Origin of the sequence: Mycobacterium sp. IS-1556 (genome assembly GCF_001499985.1) — a bacterium.
Lineage (GTDB): Bacteria > Actinomycetota > Actinomycetes > Mycobacteriales > Mycobacteriaceae > Mycobacterium.
Map to the genome: position 1 here is coordinate 35,141 of NZ_LQIM01000010.1, position 24,637 is coordinate 59,777.

General features: G+C 67.6%; 20 protein-coding genes. 4 read left to right on the forward strand and 16 right to left on the reverse strand.

The annotated features are described in order from the left end of the window. Positions 1–15 precede the first annotated feature (15 nt). Positions 16–1,434, forward strand: coding sequence for a type IV secretory system conjugative DNA transfer family protein (locus AU187_RS08635; protein WP_059166597.1), 1,419 nt, complete (start codon positions 16–18; stop codon positions 1,432–1,434). An 88-nt stretch (positions 1,435–1,522) separates the two neighbouring features. Here AU187_RS08635 and AU187_RS08640 read toward each other — a convergent pair whose 3' ends face one another. The 11 genes from AU187_RS08640 to AU187_RS08690 all read right to left on the reverse strand — a co-directional run bounded on the left by AU187_RS08640 (position 1,523) and on the right by AU187_RS08690 (position 14,789). Beyond that, positions 1,523–2,707, reverse strand: a complete 1,185-nt coding sequence (locus AU187_RS08640; RefSeq protein WP_059166598.1) for an FHA domain-containing protein — start codon at positions 2,705–2,707, stop codon at positions 1,523–1,525. Positions 2,708–3,429: 722 nt separating this feature from the next. Continuing rightward, positions 3,430–4,998, reverse strand: a complete 1,569-nt coding sequence (locus AU187_RS08650; RefSeq protein ID WP_059166646.1) for a serine/threonine-protein kinase — start codon at positions 4,996–4,998, stop codon at positions 3,430–3,432. 98 nt (positions 4,999–5,096) lie between these two features. Next, positions 5,097–6,884, reverse strand: a complete 1,788-nt coding sequence (locus AU187_RS08655) for an AAA family ATPase (protein WP_059166600.1) — start codon at positions 6,882–6,884, stop codon at positions 5,097–5,099. A gap of 3 nt (positions 6,885–6,887) precedes the next feature. Beyond that, a complete protein-coding gene (locus AU187_RS08660; RefSeq protein ID WP_059166601.1) occupies positions 6,888–8,975 on the reverse strand; it encodes a hypothetical protein in 2,088 nt (695 codons plus the stop codon). Beyond that, positions 8,972–11,515, reverse strand: a complete 2,544-nt coding sequence (locus AU187_RS08665; protein WP_059166602.1) for an ATP-binding protein — start codon at positions 11,513–11,515, stop codon at positions 8,972–8,974. Before AU187_RS08665 ends, AU187_RS08660 begins: the two co-directional genes overlap by 4 nt. Beyond that, the gene (locus tag AU187_RS08670; RefSeq protein ID WP_059166603.1) at positions 11,499–11,876 is read right to left on the reverse strand and encodes a hypothetical protein; all 378 of its coding nucleotides are present in this window, start codon (positions 11,874–11,876) and stop codon (positions 11,499–11,501) included. The genes AU187_RS08665 and AU187_RS08670 overlap by 17 nt, the downstream gene beginning before the upstream one ends. A 2-nt stretch (positions 11,877–11,878) precedes the next feature. Next, complete coding sequence (locus tag AU187_RS25635) at positions 11,879–12,016, reverse strand: hypothetical protein (protein ID WP_172800192.1); 138 nt, start codon at positions 12,014–12,016, stop codon at positions 11,879–11,881. Further along, positions 12,013–12,243: a hypothetical protein gene (locus tag AU187_RS08675; protein WP_286131886.1), complete on the reverse strand. Its 231-nt coding sequence runs from the start codon at positions 12,241–12,243 to the stop codon at positions 12,013–12,015. Before AU187_RS08675 ends, AU187_RS25635 begins: the two co-directional genes overlap by 4 nt. 122 nt (positions 12,244–12,365) lie before the next feature. Continuing rightward, entirely contained in the window at positions 12,366–13,283 is a 918-nt protein-coding gene (locus AU187_RS08680; protein ID WP_059166605.1) for a conjugal transfer protein, read from the reverse strand. Between the two features lies 1 nt (position 13,284). Continuing rightward, positions 13,285–14,379: a discoidin/SUN/FTP domain-containing protein gene (locus AU187_RS08685; RefSeq protein ID WP_059166606.1), complete on the reverse strand. Its 1,095-nt coding sequence runs from the start codon at positions 14,377–14,379 to the stop codon at positions 13,285–13,287. Continuing rightward, the gene (locus AU187_RS08690; protein ID WP_059166607.1) at positions 14,376–14,789 is read right to left on the reverse strand and encodes a hypothetical protein; all 414 of its coding nucleotides are present in this window, start codon (positions 14,787–14,789) and stop codon (positions 14,376–14,378) included. Before AU187_RS08690 ends, AU187_RS08685 begins: the two co-directional genes overlap by 4 nt. Positions 14,790–14,904: 115 nt before the next feature. On the opposite strand from AU187_RS08690, the gene AU187_RS08695 reads away from it, so the two are divergent. From AU187_RS08695 to AU187_RS08705, 3 genes are read left to right on the forward strand one after another with little or no spacing between them, the layout of a single operon-like run. Next, positions 14,905–15,279: a helix-turn-helix domain-containing protein gene (locus tag AU187_RS08695; protein ID WP_059166608.1), complete on the forward strand. Its 375-nt coding sequence runs from the start codon at positions 14,905–14,907 to the stop codon at positions 15,277–15,279. Further along, positions 15,248–16,045, forward strand: coding sequence for a hypothetical protein (locus AU187_RS08700; RefSeq protein ID WP_286131887.1), 798 nt, complete (start codon positions 15,248–15,250; stop codon positions 16,043–16,045). The genes AU187_RS08695 and AU187_RS08700 overlap by 32 nt, the downstream gene beginning before the upstream one ends. A gap of 54 nt (positions 16,046–16,099) precedes the next feature. After that, a complete protein-coding gene (locus AU187_RS08705; protein ID WP_059166610.1) occupies positions 16,100–16,963 on the forward strand; it encodes a hypothetical protein in 864 nt (287 codons plus the stop codon). A 45-nt stretch (positions 16,964–17,008) separates the two neighbouring features. On the opposite strand, the gene eccE is transcribed toward AU187_RS08705, so the two are convergent. The 5 genes from eccE to AU187_RS08730 all read right to left on the reverse strand — a co-directional run bounded on the left by eccE (position 17,009) and on the right by AU187_RS08730 (position 24,630). Continuing rightward, on the reverse strand, positions 17,009–18,556 hold the full coding sequence (gene eccE / locus AU187_RS08710; RefSeq protein WP_059166611.1) for a type VII secretion protein EccE: 1,548 nt from the start codon (positions 18,554–18,556) through the stop codon (positions 17,009–17,011). Beyond that, complete coding sequence (gene mycP, locus AU187_RS08715) at positions 18,553–20,205, reverse strand: type VII secretion-associated serine protease mycosin (protein WP_059166612.1); 1,653 nt, start codon at positions 20,203–20,205, stop codon at positions 18,553–18,555. Before mycP ends, eccE begins: the two co-directional genes overlap by 4 nt. Beyond that, the gene (gene eccD, locus AU187_RS08720) at positions 20,202–21,719 is read right to left on the reverse strand and encodes a type VII secretion integral membrane protein EccD (RefSeq protein ID WP_059166613.1); all 1,518 of its coding nucleotides are present in this window, start codon (positions 21,717–21,719) and stop codon (positions 20,202–20,204) included. Before eccD ends, mycP begins: the two co-directional genes overlap by 4 nt. Then, a complete protein-coding gene (locus tag AU187_RS25890; RefSeq protein ID WP_286131888.1) occupies positions 21,716–23,551 on the reverse strand; it encodes a MinD/ParA family ATP-binding protein in 1,836 nt (611 codons plus the stop codon). The genes eccD and AU187_RS25890 overlap by 4 nt, the downstream gene beginning before the upstream one ends. 122 nt (positions 23,552–23,673) lie before the next feature. Continuing rightward, positions 23,674–24,630: an ESX secretion-associated protein EspG gene (locus AU187_RS08730; RefSeq protein ID WP_059166615.1), complete on the reverse strand. Its 957-nt coding sequence runs from the start codon at positions 24,628–24,630 to the stop codon at positions 23,674–23,676. Positions 24,631–24,637 lie beyond the last annotated feature (7 nt).

Consider the following 24,637-nt stretch of genomic DNA (forward strand, 5'->3'; position numbering starts at 1 on the left):
CGCCACCATGACCCCATGACTACGCGGCCCGAGCCCTACAGCCCCTACTGCGGACTAGTCGTCAACGATGGTGGGCAACACGAAAGGGTCATGGGCGCACCCCATTTGGCGATCAGCGCCCCCACCCGCACCGGCAAGACCCGCCGTCTGCTGGCCCCGGCCGCAGTCATGCACCCCGGACCGCTGGTCGCGGTGTCCAGCAAGGAAGACCTCGCCGAACTTGTGCTGATGCGCCGCGGTCTGGGCCCTACCGGTGTCATCGATCTGCGCCCGGAAAAGACGCTGGCTTGGCCCGTGGGGGTGCGCTCGATGGTCACCGACCCCACCATGTCGATCACCTCGGCCGATGAAGCGCTGACCGTGGCCGAAACCATGCTCGCCACCTCCGGCGTGGGCTTTGGTGGAGCGTCGAGCGGACAGACCGTGGCCGCCGGCGGCTTGTGGGAGTCCACCGCCAGCCGCCCACTGGCCTGCCTGCTCTACGCGGCCAGCCCCCAAGGCAACAGCCAGGGCATGCCCTGGGTGCTCGAAGCGGTCGAGAACCTCGGCATCGACGACGAGGACGGGGGCGGCGCCACCCAGCTTCCCCTGGAGGCCACACCATCCTGGGTGACCGCCGCCGCGTTGTGCCCGCACCCGATGCTCGCTGACCCGATGCAGCGCGTGCTCACCTTCAACAGCCGCATGCGTGACAGCGTGGCCATCACCGTCTCCAAAGCAGTGACCCCATGGGTGCGGCTCGGGCTGAGCGCCACCGACCACCTGGACCGCCTCAACGCGGTCGACCAGCTCAGCATCGACGCGTTCGATGTCTCCATGCTCGATGATCCCGAGGCGAGCCTGTTCGTCATCGCCCCCAACACCGGTACCGTCGCCGGCGCCGCGGTGGCGCTGATCGACTCAATAATCCGACACTTCCGCAAGCGCACCGCCCAGCACCAGCTCGAACACCGGCTCCTGCTCGAACTCGACGAGGTGTGCAACTCCTGCCCGCTACCGGCCCTGCTCAACTACGTCGGTGAATCGGCCGGCCTGGGCGTGAACATCATGGCCACCGTGCAGGCGTCCAGCCATTTCGATGTCGTCTACGGGCCCAAGTACGCCGACGCGCTGCGCGACATCTTCCCCGGCACCGTCGTGATGTACGGCGCCCACGAGCGCCACCTGCTCGAACAGGCCTCACACTGGCAGGGACTGGCCACCCGGCGCACCGAGTCCTACGAGCCAAACGGCGGAAGCCGTTCGCAGTCCTCACAACTCGGCGCCATCATCGACTGGCAAGAGCTGCTACCGCAGAGCCTCGAAGAGGCTCAGCTTCTCCTGCGCGGAACAGCCGGGCGTCGCGTGCAGATCCCGGACTGGAGCGAATTCCTCAAGATCTATGACGGCGCGATCGCTGCCCGCAGGCAGCGCACCGCGAAGGCGTCGGCCTAACCGTCCGGAGCGGTGCAGCGGCATCTCCGAGGTGATGCGCCTGGGCGGAGGTCGCCGTGTCGCGCTCGTCGGCAAAGGGAACCACGTGCTACTCCGAGCCTTGACTGAGCATCTGGACGAGCCGCTGCAAAATCGCGGCCGCGGCGGCGGGCACGGGCAATTCCGATTCGGTGTTGGCGACCTCGCCGTAGCGGACGCCAGCGGCATTAGCGGCTTCTTGCACCGTCAACTGGTTGTGGTGGCGAACCGCATACAGACGCTGGCCCAGTGTGGCGGCCGGTGCGCGTGCGGCGCGCAACATCAGATCGGTGTATGTCCGCCTAACCTGTCCGAGGGTGAGGGCGAGTTCTGGTCGTCCAGTCGCCGAACGTGCAGCGTCGGTAAGGGTGGCGTCGAGTCGGCGTAGTTCGTCCAGGAGGGCGGTGGCCGCGCGGGTGAACTGCGGGTCGTTGCTCGGGGGCAGCATGGCGGCTCGGGCGCGGATGCCGCGCAGCGCGATGTCGGCCGCGTCGATCGCGACCGCTACTTGCACGGTCGGGGTGATCGCCTCGGTGGATTCGTCGTCGGGGATGGGATCGCCAGCCTTGATCCGGGCAAGCGTTCCTGGCTCCCAACCCACGTATTCCTCGATCTTGGCGCGGGTGCGTTCGCGTGGCCAGTGCCGGCCACGTTCGAACTTCACCAGCACGCTTTGGCTGATGATGTGGTCGTCGGTGAGCTTGCGTTGGGAAAGCCCGAGTTCCTCGCGCCGCGCGGCCAACGCGGCGCCGGCGCGCGCGATGTCCGGGTCGGGATGCTCGTCAGTTTCGGGGGCGGCCTCATCGGTGGTGGTTTCTGTGTCGTTAGCGGCGGGCTCCTCGACGGTAGCCTCGGTGCTTGCGGTGTCTTCGCCGGTCAACGCAGCGCCGAGTGTGTCTGTGGCATTGACGGTTTCAGCAAAGGTGGGAGTCAACCGCACGGCGACGCCGTTCGGGTTGCCCAGGTGCACTGTCAACTCGCGGTCGATCGCGACGGAGTCGACGCGCTGTCCCTTGAGGTAGGTGCCGTTGCGGCTTGCGGAGTCGATGAGCGTCCAGCCGCCGTTGGCGGGTTCGATGCGGACGTGTATGCGGGAGATCCCCGGCTCGCTGACTCGGATCTGCGAGGGCAACTGGCGGCCGATTGTGACGGCGCCGTCTCTTGGGTGGGCGGTGTGGACGCTGGAGGCGACCTCAATGGTCAGTTTTGGCGCCTTTTCGAGGCCGGTGTTGAGCGCGGAGTTGCCCTCGCGCATGAGACCTCCCGGTACGCCCGCTGCTAACGGCGAATGCTATCAATTCGGTGTCTGCGCGCTATGGTTTGCCTCGCGGGCTGCGATCTCTTGCCGGCTGGCGATCGCGCATATTACCGCAGTTAGAAACGCCGTTAAGGGGGGCGGACCGGCGGATTTTCGCGTCTGAAGCTGCGATGGTTTGCGCGATGGTTCGCAGCGGGTCGATCCGTCCCGACGCGTGCCATCTTTCGAGCGCGCGAGACCCAGCTTCCACGCAGGTTGCGGGTAGGTGGACGCATCGCGCGCGAACAGATGTGATGATCGAAAATATGGGTTCCGAACGGGCGCGGCGAAGGCGGCGCAGCCAGTGAGGCGCGCTGAGATCGGCGACTTGGTGCTTGCTGTCCACCGATGACGCGTGGATCGTTCGAGCGCCGCAACGCTGCCCGAATGGTCACCCGCTCGCCGCGGGCCAGGTCCTTGTCGGTCACGCCGCCTGTACCGGGCATGGTGGCGGCCACACCACCTGGACGTGCCGCACGTGCGAGGCGACGGTGTATGGGCCGGCACTGAGCACCCATTGCAGCGTCATGGACGGGCCGGCCGCGGTCCGGATCAGCAACAAAGCTTGAGCCTCATCCCTGCCCGCGGTCCTCTCCGAAAGGCCCACCGGCATTGATTTTCGCCGCCATGCCGACAGCACATCTGCTCGTCGGACCGGCGGCACTCTCCGGGCCGTGCCGCTATGAGTGCGAGGACCACCACGCATAGAGACCTTCCAGGGGCGGTCCCGGCGGGTCGGCGCGCACGACGCCCAGCAGCAGCTTCTCCTCGTTGGTCCACGCCACGACGGGCCGACCCTCCTGGACCCCGCAGAAGAGGGTGCCGCGCACCACGGTGGGGCTGTCGTTGCGTCGCCACGGCCCGGGCGACTGGATGTTGGGCGGACAGACCATGGGGACAGAGCGGTTCACGGTGTTGGTGAAGGCCGCACGCAGAGCGGATGAGTTGCGGCTGAGCGTATAGGTCGAGGACGTCGGACCGGCCGGATCAGTGTTGGGGCCGCACGTTAGAGCCGCGCTCGCCCCAGTGGCCGGGGGCGCAGGCTTGCAGGTGCCGCGCGGATAGCCGGACGGGATTAGACGTGCGAGCGTGGTCGACGGGGCAGGGGTGGCCGACGTGGTGGCGCTCGTCGACGTCGCCGGTGAGGTCGCTTGCGGTGAGTCCGATGACGGCCACAGCAGCTTCGCCCACATGATGGCCGCGGCGGTGGCGATCACGGCGAAGGCCGCCCACAAGATTTTGACGGACCGCTCCATCCGAGGTGGCCGCGGCCGCACAGGCGTGATGCGAATCGATTCTTGAAAGCTCGGGCCATACTGGGATGCGTTGAGCGGGGCGGGCCGTCGATCGACGGAGGGTCGACTGACGCGGCGCGGTGCCGGCGGCGTCGACGGTTCGGTAAGAGATGTCGCCGCCGCGGCCGCGGCCGCGGCGAACTCTCGCGCCGAGCTGAAACGCTGCGCCGGGTTCTTGGCGAGCGCTCTGGCCATCACCACATCTAGTTGGCGGGTCGCGTCGGGCAGGTGGTCGGAGATCCGCGGCGGCGCCTGCTGCAAGTGGGCGAGCGCGAGCGCAGTTGTTCCCTCGGCGCTGTAGAACGGTTGTTTTCCGGTCAGCAGCCGAAACAGTGCGCATCCCAGTGAGTAGATGTCGGCGCGGCCGTCGATGGGATCACCGGTGATGACTTCGGGTGCGGCATAGGCCAGTGTCACGGCGAGGGTCGTGTCGTCGTTGGGGTCGCCGGGTTCGTCTGGGCCGCCCGCTGCCCGCGCCACACCGAAATCGCTGAGTAGAACCTGCTCGTCGTCGTCAGACCCGTGGGCCAACAACACGTTTCCTGGCTTGACGTCGTGGTGCACGACGTTGCGCTGATGTGCGTAGTCCAGGGCTTTGGCGACTTCGCCGGTGATGCGAATGGCCCGCGCGGGGGTCATCGTTCCGGCCTGCAGCGCTGCCTCGGCATCTGTGCCCGCGACGTACTGCATGGCGATCCAGAGTTGGCCGTTGTCGGCTTCGCCGCGGTTGTGAATCGACACGATGTTGGGGTGTTCCAGCAGCGAGGCGATGTCAGCTTCGCGCACGAAGCGCTCACGGAACGCGGCATCGCGGGAGAGCTCGGCGCTGAGTACCTTGAGCGCGTCACGGCGGGGCAAGGTGGGATTCTTGGCCAGGTACACCGTTCCGGTCGCTCCGGTGGCAAGGACCTGCTCGATCCGATACCCCGCCACCAGCGATCCGACCGCGAACATAGACACAGCATCGCCTACCGGTGCGGCATGCCGACCGGACCGGTCAGGTGTGTCCGATGCTGTCTCACCGCTCATGCCGACCTCAGCGGCGGCCATCGTCAACCCTGCTCGGTCTGAATTCCTGCGCTGACGAGGACTTCTCTGAGCGCGTCGGTCATGTCGGCGTCGATGACGGTGCGCAGCAGGTCCGAGTCGGCGGTGGCCAGGTCGATCGACGGGTCGGACACGATCCGTGCCTTCATCTTTTCCACGGCCTCGGACATGACGTTGCGCACGTAGCGGCCGTTGCCGGCGATGTCGATGAGGGTTTCAGCGGGATTCTCGGGGTTGTTGGTCGCCGTCCCGGTAAGCCAGCTCGTGTACCGACCGAAGGTGTCGATCGCCTCGGGATGGACCAGCACGCGATAGTTCTGAGCGAACATGGCGGCGATCTGGCCCAGCTCGTCGGCGCTGTAGGAGCTGAACTCCAGCTGGGTGGGGAACCGGGACCGCAGACCGGGGTTGGCGGAGAGCAGCCGGTTCATGCCGTCGGCGTAGCCGGCCAGCGCGATCATGGTGTCGTCGCGGTGGTCCTCGGCGAACTTCATGATGATGTCGAGTGCGATCCGGCCGAAATCGCGTTCATTGTCGGCCTGGTACAGCGTGTAGGCCTCGTCGACGAACAAGACCTTGCCCCGAGCGCTGGTCAGCATGGCGCCAGTCTTGGCTTCGGTATCACCGATCACCCCGCCGACGAGATCCTTGCGCGAGACCTCGATGCACTCCGGAGAGTCGAGAATCCCCAGGCCGAAATACATCTTGCCCATCACCCGCGCGATCGATGTCTTAGCCGTTCCCGGCGGACCGACGAGGGTCATATGAAGGGCGTTGCGCTGGCCGACTCCTTCGCCGCGCGCCGCCATCGCCCGGTCGTAGATCTGCACGTTCTTAAGCTTTTTGACGTGCGCTTTCACCTTGCCCAGCCCGATGAAGGACTCCAAGTCCCGCTCGGCTTCCTCGAGGACGGCTTCGGCGGCCTGGGCCTGTTCGGCCTGGCGTAGCTCCTCGGTGGTCGGCCCGGACTGCGGATCCCAGCGGCTGGTCCGGGCGGCGATGGCCTCAGCGGTGGTGGTCTTGGGCCCGAAGGTGGCATCGGCCAGGGCGGTCGAGGCGTCAGGAAGCATGCGCCCGCCGACGCTGGCCATGCCGAACTCGGCACGTGCGTCATTTTCGCGACCCAGCCAGCGCAGCGCGAATCCGCGGTACAGGGCGGCCAAGGCGCCGGCGTGCGGGCTCACCTGATCAGCGGGCACGCCTTTGAGCAGCACCAGTCCGGCGTCGAACTCGCCGAGACCCACGTGCGCAATGCCGGCCATCAGGTCGGTCGCGGCATCAACGACCCGCAGGGTCCCGGTGACGGGCCGAGCAGCCCAGTCCAGGACATCGGTCCAGCGCTGGGTGACGTAGTGCAGGGTGGCGCCCAGACACCGCCAAATGGGCGTCTGCATGGGCTCTCGGGCGGTGTCGTAGGACTCCAGCAGCTTCTCGGCGGTGTCGTAGTCCTTCTCGGTCAGCAGCGCTGCAATGTAGGCCAGCGTGATCGACGCCGCCGTGTAGGGGAACACTTCGATGAAGCCCGGCGAGGGCACCGACGCTTCCAGAGCGGTGTCCTGCAGGCCCAGGCGTCGAGTCTCACGGTGCACAGTGGCGCTGGTTTCGTGGGCGTGGCGCAGCGTCTGACTGGAGTGATCGCCGGTGGCGATCAGCCCCAACCAGGCATCGCACATGCCGGGGTCGATGCTGACCGCCCGGCGAAACTGCTCGCGCGCGGCGGCGGGGTCAGCCTGGCTGCCGAGCAGGCCCAGGGCATCGAATCCAGCGTCGAGGTAGTCGCGCGCAGTGCTCATCGTCTAAGACCCAATCTCTCGGGGTGGTCGCGTCGGTCGGGGGGCGCGAGGCGCCGCGGTGTCGTTCTGACGTGGCTCGTCGGTGTCAATTGTCCCTGCTGGAGCACCGTTGCCGCGCGGTGGCTGCGACCCGGCCGCTGGCGCCGGGCGTCCGGGTGCCTGGGCCGTGCTGCGACTGGCGAGGGTAGCCGCCTGCGCGGGCTCACGGGCCGGTGAGGAGGCAGTTGCGGTATCCGGACGTGGCTGGCGCAGCGGGGCCGGTGAAGGATCGCCGCCGCCAGACCCCTGGGCGGCGGAACGCGATGGCGAGCCATCGCTGCTCTTCGCGGGCTTGAGCACGTGGCCGGCTGCTGCGGCGACGCCGGCCGCCTTGGTTGCCGCAGCGACGGGCACGGCCACCTCGGGTGCGGCCACCTTAACCGCGGTGACCGCGGCCGTGGCGGCCGCCGACTTGGCGGCGGCCTTCACCGGTGTCGCGCCGCTGCCGGCCGCCCCGCCACCGGCAACTTTCAGTGTGCGCGCGGTGCTCGACGAGCGGGGTTTGAACCATTCCATGCCGGGCGTGCGACGCGGGGTTGAGCCGTTGGCGTCGTCCTGTCCGCCTGCGGTGTCGTCGCGGCCGCCACGTCGAAGGCGTGCACTGGCGGACTGCGCCTTGTCGCGGTAGGAGCTCGCTTCGTCGCGGACCGCACCTGTTCCGGCGTGCCACGCGGCGCCGACCTGGCGGCGAATGGTGCCCATGCCGTCGGTATGGAAGGAGCGATCAACAAACCGGAAACCCAGCCACAGAACCCCTGCCGCCACGGCCATGATCAGCACCCGCGGTATCGCTGTCGCCGTGGACGCGCCGATGGCATCGGTGGTCAGCACCCAGGTGATGCCGATCGCCGAGACTGCGAGGTAGACCTCAAACACCATCAGCTGTACGACGTGCATGAAAAGCTCTGTCCCGCAGTGCTTGGCGAAGGCCAGAGCCCGTCCGAAGCCCAGCATTCCGATGAGGAAGGACGGACCTACCAGGATGCCGAAGTACAGCGATTTGATGCCGACCAGCATCGCCGACAGTCCGACGTAGAAGTAGAAGAAGGCCACCACGATCGCGACCAGAACCAGCAGGAGGCCGATGGTGGCGTCCGAGCCGCCGAGGCGCTGGGCGTAGGCCAAGGCTTGCGGAGCCCCGCAGTTGGCCATGGCGTGCGCGGGTCCGGGGCCATCAACACCTCCGGCTCCGATGATGGCGGCGTTCCACGCTTGCCGGCATCCGCCGACGTCATCGACGACCATGCCGAAGTTGAGCACCTGCAGAGGGTGGCGCACGCCGGCGGTCACGACGTTGGCCATCAGCGCATCGAGTTTGGCGTCCAGTGAGGTGCCGGACGCGAACGGTGCCCCAGTGGCGGCCTGGGCGATCTCGAGGCCGGTGCCGCGTCCCAGCGCCAGCAGACCGTGCTCGCTGTAGAGGTCGCCGATGGGGTCGGAGAACACCGTGGCCAGCAGGATGGTCAGGACCAGCGCGGTGCCCAGCATGGCCCAGCCCCGGCCGGGGTGGCCACGCAGTATGTGGTAGCCAGCGACGGTGACGCAGATGGTAATCGCGATGGGCGCCAGCATCATTGAGCTAACCAGTGAGCTGACCGCGTTGTAGAGCGGCAGGCCGAAGGTTGCGATGGCCACGAGCCAGCCGGTGGACAGCGCGAAGCGCAGAAACCACAGTGCGGCGGCCATGATGAAGATGAAGGTTCCGGCGATCATGCCCAGCCACCACGCGGCTGTCGCGTTGTCGACCGCGCGCTCCATGGCCGCGGCCATCCACGGCATCCACGTGCTCGGGTCGAGCATCGAAATCTCTTGGCCGTTGTTGGTGGCGGCTTCCCGTACCGAAACCATCGACAGGAAGTAGAACGCGATCGGCACACCATCGGTGTCTCGCAGTCCCGTCCAACCCAGCGCCGCGGAGCCGCCAGCGGCCACGGCGTTCGGCGCGCACAGCAAGGCCACGAAGGACAGGGTGTAGGTCAGCGTCATCGTCACGACCGTGCGTCGTGCGCGCGGGTGGTCAGCCAACCACAGGGTGAGCGCGCCCGAGGTCATGCGAAAACCTGTTGAGGCGGGGTGCTGTCGACGTCGGCGGCCAGCTGCGTCGTGGGGGCACCCAGGAAGCGGCAGCGGGCCCGCCGGCCACGCTCGTCAACGATGAACCCCTCCCCCATCCGCGAGGGATGCACTTTGCCGAAGGCGTCGTCGTCGCTGTCTTCGTCGTCGGCCGACTCGGCCGGGCTGGTGTCCTCGTAGTAGGACTGCACCACCTCCGGGTACAGCTCGGGATCTACACCGGCCCACTCCAGCGTCTTGGTCGCCAGTTCCTCATTGCGGATCGCGAACAACCACTTCTGGGTGATGAACTTGTCCCCCATCCGCTCGAAGTCGCGGTAGTCCTGGGAGATCAGCCAGATACCGGTCGCGTGTTTTCGGCCCTGGCGGGTGATGCGGTGGGCGGTGCGCGCGCCGGCGGGGTAGGCCATCAGCTCGGCAGCCTCTTCGAAAATCATCGTCGAAAACTGCTCGCGGTGCAGAAACTGGTGACGCTGCACGGTGTCGATGATCAACCCGTAGATCGCCATCCCCGCCCGAGCGCCCTTGGGCAGCTTGTCATAAAGGTGTGGGTTGAGAATGTCGTCGGCATCGGGCAGACCCAGCCGGTTGGTCAGCCAGATCGTCGCTAGTGACTGTGCCGGCGAGTACGCCGGCAACGATTCGTCAAAGATGGCCTGCGCCGCCGGCTGGGTAGCCCAAGCCTCCAGGCGGGCGAGCAGCATGTCGTCGTGGGAGCCAGGCTGATCGCGCAGGTAACCGATGAGCGACCGCATCGAATGAATACCGTTGGCCTGACGCATCTGCGGGCTCACCAGAAGGGTGAACCGGTTCTCCATGTCGCTGTCAGCGGGAACACCGATCATCGGCAAGATGTGATCGGCGGCCACCTCGCCGGCCTTGTCAAAGGGGAACATGCGCAGCGGGTCGAGACTGAATCGGGGATCTCCCAGATCGATCACCGTCGTGTGGGTGACGTTACGGAACGCCTGCCCCCACTCCCCGTGGGTACCAGGATCGAACACGTCGACCTTGCCGCCGCGCAGCACCACTTCGATTCCAGAGAGTTTGGCGCGGTTGGACTTTCCCGCTCCCGGGTCGCCGATCACGATCAGGCCAGTGTTCTTGTGGCGGCGGGCGCATCCTTCCGGATCGTGCAGGATCAGACTGCGCCGCAACGTGTTCTGGTTCTCCGCCAGCGGTGTGCCGCGAGAATCACCAACGCGCGTCGAGATCAATGGTGTGAAGCGGCCCCACAGGTGCGCCGACGTCGGATCGCGGAACTCGTCGAGGTAGGCGTGCTTCTCGCTGCCCGGATTGAAGGCGGCCCACAGCTTGGACTGCGCGCCCCGCCAGCGGCTGACCGCAATCTCGGCCTGGTCGAGTTCGTGGCGGACCTGTTTCACCGCGTCTTCGCACATCTCCAGCGTGGGTGCGCCCACGGCGATCAGGGTGGCGACATCGAGCTCTCGCTCGCTGGGGTTGGCTTTGATCTGCGCGTTGTACTCGCGGGTGCTGGCCAGCTTGATGTCGAGTTCGTCGTCCTCTTCGATCATGCGGCCCCGTTGGCGCATCTGGTCTTTAATGTTCTTGGCGGCGCGGGCGTTGAGCGCCTCGGCGCGGTCGGGACTGCGCACGGTGACGTGCTGTATCCAGTCGATGGCGGCTTCTGTGTCGACGTTATCGAGCGAATACAGGTATGCCGCCTTGGTGAACCGCAGGCCGGTGTCGGGGAAGTGCGTGATCGGCAGCAGCGCCTGATAACTCCACGGGCCCTCGGGGTGGTCGGCGTCATAAAGGCGCACGATCGGGCGCATTGTCGGCCACCACGACGAGCGCACCGCGTTGGCGCCCTCGTCGACGCCCGGGCGCACGAAATCGGCCGCGGTGAGCCGGTCTGGGCCGGCTGCGGCGGGCGGCATCGGGTCGCGCAGGGCACCGCGAAAGACGTTGTGCCGGTGCTGCCAGAGGATCTGCAGTGGGCTGGCCGGTCGGACGCTGAACTGTTGAGGCAGCGAGGCGACCACCTCGGCGGCCAGGCGTGCGTAGGCGGCCACCGAGGTGTCGGAGTCGACGTCGCGGCCGACTACCCAGTCCTTGGCCTTCGTGGCGGCTCCGGCCGCGGTGCGACCCGCCCGGCCGCTGTCGACCGGGAAGGTCAGCCAGCCGCGGCGTCGCTCCTCCAGGAACACCGGCGCACCGGCGGGTGCCGCCTCAGGGTTGAAGGTGGGTTCCCACAATCGGCAGTGCTCCACCCAACCTGGCTGGTGGCTGTGGTTGCCAACGATGTTGCGCATCAGCCGATTCGGGTCGGTGGTGTCCAGCAACCCCGACAGTGCCCAGCCCGAGGGCAGGGCGCGGGCGAGGTTGCGGTAGAACCGGCTGCCCCGTTCATGGGTGCGCAGCGGACGCAGCACAAGCGGCAGCCCGTCGATGAGGTAATCGGCATACACCCCGCCGCGGGTGAAGCGCAGGTTGCCGATCACCGCCAGCGGCGGATCGAAGAGATGATCGACGCGCGGCTCAGCGTTGCGAGCCATGACCGCTCCTGGCCGGCGGGCGCGCCGCGCACGCGTTCTTGGGCAGAATCGATGACAGCGCGAAGCTGGCGCGCGCGGCCAGGGATGGCCGCCGCTTGGGCAGCACCATCCGCAGGATCACCGTCACGACAACTGCTGCCACGGCAGCGCCAGCGAGCACACTGAACCCGCCATCTTCGTGGGTGCGGAACCACCACAGTGCGGGCAGCATGATCATGCCGATCGCGATGAGTTCAGCACTGCGATAGGGCCCGCCGGGCAGGCGATTTCCGGTCGAGGACTCCCCCGCGTAGATCGGAACATCGCGGATCCCGGTGAAGACCTTCGCCGGCTCCCCGGTGGGAACCTCGTTGTTGGGCATGGTCAGCTCTCTTCGTGGTGGCTGATGAGGATCGGTCGGTTGTTCGCGTCGTCGATGAGCCCGGTGGTGCCGTGAATCAGTGCGGCGATGACGAGGACGCCGAGCAGCGAGGCGCCCAGCTCAGAGATTCGATGGGTCATTGCCCGTAGACGGACACGATGCCGCGCTGCTGCAACTCCTGATTGCCCGACTGCTGGAATCCGGCGACGTTGGCGATGATCAGCGACAAGATGATGCCGCCCACCACGGCGCCGATGGCCGACCCGATTCCCTGCTTGAATCCGTTGCGTAGACCGACCGCGATGCCCAGCGCCATGGCGGCGAGGCCACCGACGACGACCACGATGGAGAAGATCTCCTGGGACATGCCCACGATCCCCTGTGCTGCTAAAACCGTTGTGTGCGAGGCGATATCCATCGGTGTTGCCTTTCAGTGTGATGGTGGATGGACTGAGCCGTTGGCGTGGTGCCAGCAGCTACGAGCGGGCTTCATCGCATGCCGCCGGCGACGGGGGTCGGCGGGGCATCAGGGTCGATCGCCGGAACCTTGTCAATCGCGGCCACCGACCAGGCGCCGCCGGTGGCGCGCAGCGTCAGCGGATACTCCAGCGGGGTGGTGGTGTAGTCGGCGGCTCGTGCACTGACGGTGACCCACACCCGCAGCTCGGCACCTTCGGCCGGGGCCTCCGGGACCGGCTTCTGCGCTCGGATCGAGGTGACTGCGGCCGTCGAGTAGGCGCGCAGCGGTCCTAGCCCGGAGTCGACGGTGACGAACCGCTCGATACCGTTGGCGTCGGTGAGGTAGCACGTCACAAAGCCGCTGATCACCGCTGCCAGGACGGCATCGTTGGTGATGGTGACCGGATAGTCGAGTGACACGTCGACCCCCGGTGGCGGTGGGTCGCGGCGGGCTGGTTTGGCCATCGCCCGCGGCGCGCCACCGTTGTACACGCTGACCGGGAGCTGGTAGTAGCTGCGCACCGGAGGAGCGTTGGTGTAGGACTGTTCGGTGACGGCCACGATGACGCCGTAGGTCACGACGCCGGGCGCGGTTTGACCAACAAACGTCGCCGATGCTGCCTGCGCGGAGATGATCAGCGGGGAGGTCGTGGGCAACGACATATCGGTGCTGTCGGGGAAGCAGCGCGACACCTCGCCCGCCCGGCTGCTGCTGGCGGTCAGAAGCACTGTCACGCAGTCGATCGCGTAACTCTCCACCAGCGCGGTCTCGTTGCCGACCGAGCGTGCGGTCACCGCCACCGGTGTCTCATCGGGCGGGAACACCAGCCGCCATAGCGTGGACGCTCCGCTGATCACCGAGCAGACCACCAGAATCGTCACGACGACCTTGGCGCTGCCCAGGCCGGTCGTGGTGAGTCGCCGCCGCCAGGTGTTGGTCAGCTGCATGTCAAACCGCCTTGTGTCCAATGATTTTGATGCTCGACACCGCGAAGGTGCCGTCAGCCGGATCGCGCGAGGTCGTCCCCCCGGGCAGGACCGGAGCCGGTGCCGGCGCGGTCCCGCCCTGATCGCCGCCGAGAATGTCGCCCAGGATCGACGGTCCGGCGGTCGGTGGCGGCGGTGCCCCGGAGGTGTCGGTCGGCGCGATCGCCGGTGGGCGGCTGGTTTCTTGGATGATCAGCGTGATCTTTGAGGCCAGCACGCCGGGGCGGATCGGTTCCACGGCTTCGCCACGGACATTGCCGGTGTTTTGGTTCTTCACTGTGCGGTCGGTGTCGTTGAACTGCCACTGCACCCGGGTGACCACGCGATGCTGTAGCCACGGGTCCGGCTGGTCGGGGCTGACGTGGGTCTTGTTGACTGCGCCCGGCACGATGGACACCGCGGTAATGACGAACGTGCGCCCCAGGTCGATCTCCAGGACCTGACCGTCGACCGATCGCACACAGACCCACGGGGTTGTGGAGTTGGGGTCGGCCACCGACTGCGCTGATGTGGACCCCGGCGGGCAGTCCGAGGAGGCCGTAAAGGGCAGGGGCCCATCGGTGTTCGGCGGCGGGCTGGGCGGAGCTACCTCGACCACACGGGGCGCTACCGGTGCGGCCGCGGGCCCGGCCGGCTCTGTGCTCGGCGAGTTGGCCATGGTGACAACCAGGGTGATGATGGTGCCGAGGACGGCTACGGCGCCGAACGCGGCGACTACCCACGGGGTGAATCGGCGCGGCGACGAATCCTGGGCGCGGGCGTCGGCGTCGGTGGGAGTGGTGTCCAGATCCACCACCGACCCGCCGACGTCGAAGGGCTCGCCGAGCAGCGCGTCGCGCGCGGAGTCGTCGTAGTCGTAGTCATCCTCGGCATAGCCCAGTGGCGAGTCCTCGGCGTCGTCGTCGAACTCTGCGGAGGCCTGCTCTGACCCGAGATCGGTTGAGTCAAGGTGCGCGTGGTCGTCGGCCCTGGCGGTGTCATCGCGGTCGTCGTCGTCGTGAACAGTGACCGCCCCGATGTTCCTCAGCCACTCGTCGTTGTCGATACCGCGCGTCATGGCCGGCGGCCCCGAACGGCGCCAGACGGGCGGCTTCCAGCGCGGGCACGCCGAACCTGTTTGCCCGCTCCATGGGGGGTGATCGCCCAAGCGGCGTCCAGGCCCTCAGCCACGGGCGGCCCCCACCGCAGATGCAGCTCCTCAATGGGGTCGCTCTGGGAGCTCGGTAGCGCCGCACTGCCCGGGGCCGCGGCCGGAACCTGCGCCGGAACCGTGTGATACGGCGGCGCCCACGACTGGGCCTGGTGGGCATGTCTGCGGCCTCGCCACCGAACCAGGTGCAGCACCAGGACCGCGAGCGCCACCACCGCCAGGACGGGAGCTAGCTGCACGAGTATCTGGACGAGCACGGCCACGACGACGGTCAACCCGACCGCCACCCCAGCCGCCACCATCAGCACGATCTTCACGTCTAGCCTCCTCGACTCGGCTAATGCTCAACTCTGTAATCGAACCGTATCCACTAAGGGGCAAATATGTCCACGCTCATGGACGACTAAGGGCGAAATATGGTTCTGTTAGCACATGGAGGCACCAGAACAGGGCATCGAGCGGCTCCACCACTTCGTCACCGAGCGTCGACGCGTGTTGGGAATCAGCCGCACGCAGATGTTCGCCCGCGGCGGCCCGTCGCCATCGACAATGAACAAAGCCCTCACCGGGGACCGGCGGCTGTCTCGATCCACCCTGGAGCGAATCGACCGCGCACTGGGATGGGCGCCGGGCTCGGCCAAGACCGTGATGGGTGGCGGCACCCCCACCTCACACATCCCGGCACCGAGCGACGCGGCCTGCCCCGCGCACGAGCACGTGGTCACTGTCCTGGAAAGCATCCGGACGCAGCTGCACACCGCCGAGCAGCTCGTCGATGATCTACTCGGGTCCGGCCATGCCCGCTGAGGTCTTCGACGAGGAACGCCGCGCCTGGATCGCCGCCCGCGCCGGCATCTGGATGTTCCAGAAGCGCCGCGCCGAGCTGCTCGGCAAACGCATCCGCGCCCGCAGCCGCGCCAAAGTGGGCGCCCGACCCGACCCACACGACGATCAAGTGACCCCGCCGCTGATCTTCCGCACGTCCTCCACCACGACCGGTGCCCTCGAAACCGGTGTCGTCGCCGCCCTCGCCGCCGCCGCCCCGATCGGCTGGCCTGCCGGCCGGACGCTCCACACCCTGATCACCGGGCTGATCCCCGAGCGCTTGCAGGCCTATCCGATCGCGGCGCTGATCTGGGCCGCCATCCTCAGCGGCGCACCCTTGCCGCTGCTGTATGACCCCAGTCCCTCGCTGGCCAGCACCCTGCTCATCCCGTGGCTGCTCGCTCAGATCCCGGCCACCTTCGCCTCCGCCGCGGCCTATGGTGTCCTCGAAGGCTGGCTGGCCATCGACGGTTCCAGCGACTGGTGGCCGTTGACTCCCGCTCAGCGCGACGTCGACGACACCCTGATCCTTGGCCCCGCCCCAGTGTCGATGCCGACGCTGCTGGACCCCGACCCGTCTGCAAGCAACCGATCGTCGGACGCCCTGCGTGTCCCCCGCCGGCGGCCGGCACCGGTCAACTGGACGCGGTTGGCCATCCCCGCCGCCGTCGCTGGCGCGGGCACCTGCTGGTACCTCGCCGCCGTCGCGAGCGCACTGATGTCTGTTCCCGCCGAGCTGCTCGGCTGAGCGCGGCGCTGTCGCTGGCTCAGTACTCGGCCTTGACGCAATACCCTCTCGGCTATGAAGTCGTGGGATTTCTGGATTGAGCGCACGGTGCCCGGTCCCGACCCGTGGGGCGGAGGCGAGAGCACTGAGCGGGTACTCGACGAGCAACTGCTGAAATCCATTACCCAAGGTCCGGTCGCAAACCGCACGGACATTGAAGTGGCGGTGGCCCTGGCCCGCTTCGCCCACGAGGAGTTCGAGGGCTACGGCACCGGGGGCGCCGACATCAGCCAGGACGATTCGGTGCTCGTCCTTCGGGCGCTCAAGGCTGTGTTGACCCGTTTAGGCATCACCACGTTCGATCCGCCGTTCAGAGACTTCAACACTTTCTACAAACACTGGCGAACCGAGGGCGCGGTCGGACCCGGCGGCTGGCAAGCGCGCCGCGACATCCTCGACAAGTACTTCGAGCCGCTCCACACACTGCTGGACGAGCGAGAGGCCGGCTCAATCACATCCACCCTCGCCGCTGCCATCTCCCCCCGCAGGGTCACCGGTTGGCCGCGCGTCGACGAAGAGATCTCCGAGCTGCGCCGCCACTTCGAATCCGCTTCGACACAGCAGGACTACTCCAACGTTGGAAACGACTGCGTGGCCATCCTGGAGGCATTGTCGGCGACCGTCTACGACCACTCGAGACACCAGCGCGGCAACGACGCCGAGCCTCCTGTTGCAAGTACCAAAGCCAGGCTGGACCGCTACGTCGAAGTCGAGTTCGCGGGAGCGGAAAACGCGGAACTTCGCAAGCTCGCCCGCGCCACCATCGAACTAGCCCAAGCGGTTAAACACCGCCGCGCCACCGTATCGAGAATCGAGGCCGGCATTGCCGCCGACGCGGTGATCCTCTTAGCCAATATGCTGCGCCGGATCCAGCGCTAAGCCGCGCCGAGTCCCTTTAGGCGAGGGCGAGGGTTAGACCATGGATCAGTTCAGGAACGTCTGTTCGTTGCGGAAGGTCACCGCGTCGACGCGGGCGGTGAACCGCTCGGTCTCGATGCGGATTCGTCCGTTGCGCTGGGTGATGCGCACGTCGGGTTCGACCGAGCGGGGACCGGCGCCGACGCTGATGCTGACGAGCGCACCGGGGTAGGGATTGCTGGACCCGTTGTGCACCACCACTGTTGGCGGTCGCGGCGGCTGCGCGCGCAGGTCGGGGGTGTTCCAGATCCGCGACGATGCCGCGGCCATGGCCCAGCGCCGCCGCGGGTCATACACCGCGACCACCTCACCGCTGGCCGAGGCCCGGCGTATGAGTTGGCGCACGGCGAGGTCGTCGTCCGCGTCGATGACGATACGGGTGGGCCCGGCCGGGTCACGCAGCGGCATGAGCAGCAGGGCGTCGTCCACCTTGCCCAACATCACCCCCGAGGAGCCGATGGCCACCGCGGCGTCGAGATCGGCGGTCAGCGGCCGTGCCGGCATGCCGTTGATTCGTTCAGCGCCGGGCAGCAGCGCCGACAGCGCCCACCACTGGCGACCCGTGTAGCGGTTGAGGATGACCGCCGGCGGTGTGAGCAGCGGCTGTGTCGTGGTGAACCGCACCGTCGCCGACACGGTGATGGCCCCGTTCGAGCGGCGCAGGTGCAACCCCAGCAGCGTGTGCTCTGAAGCGATGGCCCACATGTCGTCGAGGCGATCCGCCGTGAGGTCCTCGGCGCTGAGGTAGTAGCTGGTGACGTGGCTTCCGCGGTGGGTGAGGTCATTCCACCCTTCACGGAAGGTGCTCTCGACGTCTTCTTTGCTGCCGCCGTGCATGTCAAGTACCGCCTGGCGCATGTCGGCGGCCGTCATCGGCTCTGCCCGGCAACCACTTTGGCGCAGCGCGCGGGTGATACGACGGGTGACCGCCGCGACGGCGGCTGCGGCGTCGGTGCGCCACATCAGTCCGGCGGCGGTGTCCGGCGCGCGGGTATCCATGCGGATCACCAGCATGGTGCTGCGCTGCCCGGCCGCGGGCCTGTCGGCCAAGAGCTGGGCATAGAACTGGCCGTAGCTGTCGTTGGCCGTGCGGTGGCCCTGCGCGATCACATCGATGTCCACCCCGAGGCCGAAGCGCTGCATGTGCTCGGCAATGACACTCAGCGGCAGCGTATTCGGGGTTTCGGCCCCGTGAGGACGAAGCAGGGTGGGGATATAGGGGCGGCCCCATACGTTGACCATCGTGACCAGGGTGTGCTTGTCGGCATGCACACCCAGGGGCTGCCCATCGCTGTCGACGTCAACAAACTCGCCGATCTCGACGCGGTGTTCCTTGCGGCGGAGCCGCCCGATGAACCGCTTGAGCCACTGCCAGGGGGTCAACCGTGCGGCTTTCACCATGAAAAGCAACGCCCCCAGGACCGCGCCGCCGGCGGCACCGGCCCACCAGGGGCCGCCGAAGACAACGGCGATGGCTGTGCCGAGCACGGCAAGGATCTCGGTGGGCAGTGCGGCGCCGAGATCGGCGCGCGCGCTCCAGGTGCGTTCCTTCATCGCTGCTGCTTCCTTCGCCAGACGGTTGTCCCCCACAGCACCGCGCCGACCAGTACTACGCCCGCCCCGATCTGGGCGGCCAGCATGCGCGCCGGGCGTGGATCCGGCGGTGGCGGGGGTGGCGGAACGTGCAAGGGCGCTTCGGTGGGTGTTGGAGCCTTGGCAGGTGCCGGGGGGACGTCCCACGTCAGTGCTGCGAGTGGGTCGACCACGCCGTAGCCGATCACGTTGTCGCGCCCCCCGGCAGGAGCGTGTGCGGTGGCGGTGAGCCGGTGGATGACCTCGGCCGCGGGCAGCTGCGGAAACTTCGCCCGCACCAGTGCTGCCACGCCAGAGACGTAAGCCGCCGAGAACGAGGAACCGATGATCGGTTTGAACTTGTCCTCGTCGATCGAGGCATTGATGACGTGCCCCGAGGTCGACAGTCCCACGATGTCGGCCCCCGGCGCAGCGAGATCCACCCATGGCCCGTGCAGCGACGCCGCCTGGCCCATCAGCGGTGCTCCGAAGTTGTCGGTGGCCGACACCGCCAGCACGTAGTCGTCGAACCAGGCTGGTGAGGCGATGGTCACCACATCGTCCCAGCCGGACGCCCCGGTCGCCGGCGGAGGATTCTGACTACATCCCTGTGTGCCCGCGTTCCCTGCTGCGGCCACGATCACCACGTCTCGATCAACGGCCGCATAGCGCAACGCCGCCCCCAAGACTGCCTGGTCGGTTGGCTTGGTCACTGGGATGCAGGACACCAGCGAGATGTTGATGACACGCGCGCCGAGGTTGGCGGCGTGCACGATCGCACGCGCCAGCGTGTTGATGTCGCCGGTCCTGCGGGTCTGCTCCTGGTCCTGATCCAGCCGCGGGTCTTTCAACCCGAAGTTCTGCGAGCTTTGACGGATCGCCAAGATCACCGCATCTGGAGCGATGCCGACCAAGCCATCGGGACCACCGGTGGGTGGCGGCACCTGTGGACGGGGAAGCTGCGGCGCCTGGGCGACAGAGCCGCCGGGACCCCACGCGGGGGGCGGCCCGGGCGGCGGAGGCGGGGGTTCTGCCGGCGGCGGCGGAGGCGGCGGCTCGGTGGTGGTCTTGGTGATGGTGATAGTTGGCGGCGGTGGCGGTGGTGGAATCGGTTGCGGTGCAGGCGCCGCCGGGGGCGGCGGTGCAACCTGAGCACCCGCCGGACGCACCGGCAGCGGGGCGCCCGAGGGTGCCGCGCCGATCAACGAAGCGACCAGAGTGCCGTGGGCATCGCAGTCAGAGAGTCCGTCGCCGTACTGGCCCATCACGTAGTCCCCGCCTGCGACGAGGTGGGGCAGGCGCGGTGAGGGTGCAACTCCGGTGTCGATGACGGCGACGACGACTCCGGCGCCGGTCGACTCTTGCCAGGCCGCCGGCATATCCAGCAGTGCCAACGCTGGGGGCAGCTCGCGCAGATCGCTGCCGGGAATGACGCCGGTCAGCGTGCAGGCGCGTGTCTGTTTCATCGGCCAGTCCGGAGCGGGCGCGGGGTCGGGCGGGGGCGGCCCTGGCGGCACCACCGGCGGTGTGATCGCCCAGCTCGCGCCCATGCTGGTCGCGGCGAGCAGCGCAACGGTGCCTGCGAGCCCGGCGCCGGCGCGCACGCGGGCGCCGAACGGCGTGCGGCTCATATCCCGTGCCTGACCGCGTTGCGGATCACCGGGTACAGGTTGAGCAGCCACAGGGCCCAGGGCAGCAGGGCCAGCAGCAGCACGTATTCGATCATTTCGACGAACCGTCGCATCGGGGCGGTGTATTCGCGGAAGGGCACAACGAGAGCCGACAGCAGCGCCATCACCGCCAGGCCGAGGGTGACCGCGACGCAGATCAGCGCCACCTTGAGACTGGTGGCATCGCTGGCCGCGTAGCGGCCGATGACTACTGCGGCTGCTCCCACGCCTGCGACCATCAGCGTGATGGACTGGTACCGGTCCACGAATGAGCGGGAACGAAGCACCAGGATCACGCTGATCGCTCCGACGAAGGCGGTGTAGCGCCATCCACCGGGCTGGCCGGGCACCACGGCGTAGCGCGCGGCGACGACGGTCACCACGGCGAGGCCGATCATCATCCCGGTCAAGGTGTTGTTGCCGCGCATCGCCCATGCTCGGACCTGTTCGGCGGTGGCCGCCCCGGTCGGGCCGACTGGGGACACGGTGTCGGCGGGCTGGCCTGGCAGCCGCTCGAACACTCCGCGGTTGGTCACGGAGGGAAACAGCGGGGTCGGCACGCCGGAGGCGGCGACGGCGGTGCTGGTGGCCCAAGTGACGGCGATGATCACGCCGATCAGGGCGATGATGGCGACGCGTTCTGGCCGGACCTCCCAGGTGGAGGCCGCGACGATGGAGGCCCCGAAGGCGAACACGCTCACAGTCAGGATCGCGGCGATGGCCACGATGTGGCGACCCCATATCGTGGCGAGCACGATGACGCCGGCGATGATCGCGACAAGCGGCGCGGCGAGGTGCCAGAGCCCTGGTGTGCCGGGCAGCGACATCGCCGCCGCGGCGGCCGCGGGGATCAGCGCGACCCAGGACAGTGCGTAGCCTGTGGCGTGGCGCTCACGGCCTGCCGCGGTGCCCGCGTCTGCCTTGGACAGTCCCCGGGCTGCGGCGACGAGGGCCACCAGCATCGCCCACGCTGAGGCGGCGCCGATCCATCCGTACGGGGCGTCGGTGCCGCCGACGCTCCACCACCAGTTCACCAGGATCAGGCACGCCCACCCGACAACGCCGGCAGTCAGCCAACCGGCGACTTTGCGGCCGATGTCGGGGGTCAGGGTGGCCAGCAGTTGATTGGCCGCGCGAGCGATGGCGGTCGAGACCATTTCCGTGACCGGTTCGTAGGTTTCGGCCGAGGCTGCCGGTAAGAGCCACAACTGCTCGCCGTCGAGCACCCCACACTCATCCAGCGTCTTCTGTGGATCCAACGGCTGCGCGTCCGCCCGGCACAGCCGGTAGCTCTGCTCGGGATCGAGCAGCGGGCGGCCGCGTTCGCGCAGGACCTCGTTGACGCGGGCCACCAGGTCCTCGGTCACCGCAATCAGCGCCACCCCGGCGGGCAGCGAGTAGTCGATCTCGAAGTCCTCGCCCACCAGTAGCGCCACCCGGCACAGCGCGGGGGTGGTCGGCTCGGCGGGGTTCACTTCCCGTCCTCGCTGCTGTTGAAGCCCGTTGCCAGCCGAGCGGTGATCTCCAGGTAGCGCCGCCGGGTCTCGGGGCGCAGCTCGTGGATGTTGATCACCCCAGCAGAGGCAATATGAGGGTCGAACGGAACTACGAAGACGCGCTGTGGACTGACCCACCGGGAGAACTTCTCCACCAGCGAGTCGACGAGCTTGCGGTGGGCTTTACCTTTGTCGCCACGCACATCGTTGATGACGACCACGGTGCGCTGCAGCAGCCGGTGATAGCCGGCCTCATAGGCCCAGTCCATCAGTTCGGCAGCACCCTTGGCGCCGTCCGGTGCGGTCGAGGCCACCATGATCAGCGCATCGGCACGACTCATCAGGCCTGGAAAGACCTGGTGGTCGACGTCGGTTCCGGAGTCGCTGATCAGCACGCTGTAGAAGCGTTGCAGCACCGCGTGCGTGTCGGTGTAGACCTTGGCGGTCAGCGGCTGACGGTCGCTTTGGTACCGGTTCCCCAGAACATCCAGGCCGGCCGCCTCATTCATTCCGACGTGAGAGCGAATATCGCTGTAGCCGTGCAAGTTCCGGTCAGTCAACACATCCATGTACGAGTTCGTGGCCCTCGGGTCGATCCGGTCTGCCAAGTTGGAGGCGCGATCGGGGTTGGCGTCGATGGCGATAACCTTGTCCTTGCGCAGCGAGGCGAACGTCGACCCGATCGCCGCGGTGGTCGTGGTCTTACCTACCCCACCCTTACCGCCCAGCACCACGATGGAATAGGTGCCTCGCAGATGGCCGGCCACCGTCGCGTTGAGGTTGCGCAGCAGCTGCTCATCCGGTGACTCGCCGGTGTTGATGAGCTTGAAAGTGCCGTAGTACAGCCATTTTCGCCATCCGCGTGACGAGGGGATCTTGCGCGGAGCATTGAGCTCGGAGGCTGAAATCTGCTCGCTGCGCAGCTCTGCACCGCCGGTCCCTGTGCTCTGGGACCAGTCCCATTCGGGCGGCCGCGGCCCGCGCGGTGCTACCGGCTCGGCGGGCGGCAGTTCCGGCCCGCGTGCGGACCAGCCTGGCGGCGGATGGCTGGGCCGCTGTCCCCCACCGGGTTGGGGGGCGCCACCCTGGGCGGGCCATCCAGGAGGCGGCGGCGGTGTCGCGTTGGGGCCCAGCGCGTTTCGCAGCGTGTCGCGCGAGAGGAACTGCGTGCGCTCCTCGGGAGCAACTGGGCGCGGCGCGGGCCGACCTTGCGCCGACTCGTGCCGGTCCACCTCCCTGCCGGACGGTGACGGTTGTCCGCCGGGTCGAGGCTGCCATGGCGGCGGCGGCGCGGCACGTTCCTCGTCGGCATCGTGCGGGCTGCCTGTCGCGGGTGGCGTTCCAGTTGTGTTTGTCTGGATTGTCGGCTCGTCGGCGGGGATCGGGAAACCCCGCGGCGGGCTATTCATCTCCTGGACAGGGCTGCTGTCGCTGCGCTGGAGGGGGCCCTGGAGCTTCTGCGGCTCGAAAAGCGGTGGCGCCGCGGGGATGTCAGGTGAAGGGGCCGCGGCGTCGCTTCGCGGCGCGTTGTTCGGCCACGGCGGCGGTGGCGGAGTGTGACTCGTCGTCTGCGAGGGTTGCCCCCATCGGCCGCCTTCGGTGATGGGCGGATCGACGTGGTGTCTGCCGCTAGCAGGGTCGCCTTGGGGCTCATCAGCAGCAAATGGCGGCTGTGGATAGCCGGGTTCTGCTGTCGGCGTTTCGTCGCCTGTGCTTGCGGTCTCTGGTGCGTCCGTGCGGGTGTCGTCATCTTCGTCGCGTCCCGCCTTGTTCAGTGCGTCGAAGAACTGCTGGTCTCTGGACTCGGTCATGTAGCCCCGCCCTCCTGCCGATTTCCACCGGGGAGCACTTCAAGGCTCCTCGAATCGGTGAATATCACCGTCGCGGAAAGCCTACCAACCACACATTTCAGGCGTCCACGACGTTAGGCACATCAGTGTGCGTGAAATGTCTGAATTCTTTGGTGGTGTTCCCAGCCATCTCCGCTGGGCAAGTGCTTCAAGACGTCGCTGACCGCCCGACCGACCCGGGCGACGGTGCCTGGGAACAGCATCGTCCAACGCTGCTGGTCATCAGTAGTGCTCGTCGAAATGACGACCCGGCCCATCAAAGAGTCGACAACCATCGCTCCAGTAGCGGCAAACTCAGGTCCGTCCAATGAGTATTGGGTGGCGCCGATGGCCGCCCGAACGGCTCCGGTGTCGGATACTGCGACGACAACGCGAGCCTGACGGGCGGTCAGGCCCAGCTTTAGCAGTTCCCCGATCACGTCATAGCCATGTGGGTCGGCCTGCCAACTGGCCAGCACCGACTCCAGGCGCTCGGCCTCGATGTTGATGCCTTCAAACTCGGCCGGAAGCTCATCGCCGAGTAGGTCGTTGACGGCCTCGAAGACCGTGGTGTCGCCTTCCAGAGGGCTGATAGTGACTTCATCGAGCGGCTCATCACCGCTTCGCCACACGCGCGCTGCGACAACCCATTTGCCGTCACGGCGACAGAGAACCGCTGTGCGATCGGCAGATTGGTGTGCGCGCCATGCGCGTAGTGCTTCCGCTGCGGCGAGGGGTTCTTTGAGCGGATCCGCCGGCGGCTTGAAAAGTTCCGGGGGGCCGGTGAGGCGCTCGGATCGCTCGTCCGGCCGGGAGACCGTGATCGAGACATCGACATCGCATCGACCCAGTGTCCAAAGCCATTCCTGCACATCAGGGTCGAGCGTTCGACCCTGGCACACGCCGGCCTCCTCGAGCGCCTGCAGTCCTGGATGGGAGGCCAGCATCGCCTCGGTGTCGCCCACGGGCCGGACACGCAGCGCCGCAGGAAGTCTGGTGACGCCCGAGAGCGCAGCTGTCAGCCACAATCCTTCGGAAGTGGTCGACAGCTGCGCTCCCATGGGTCAG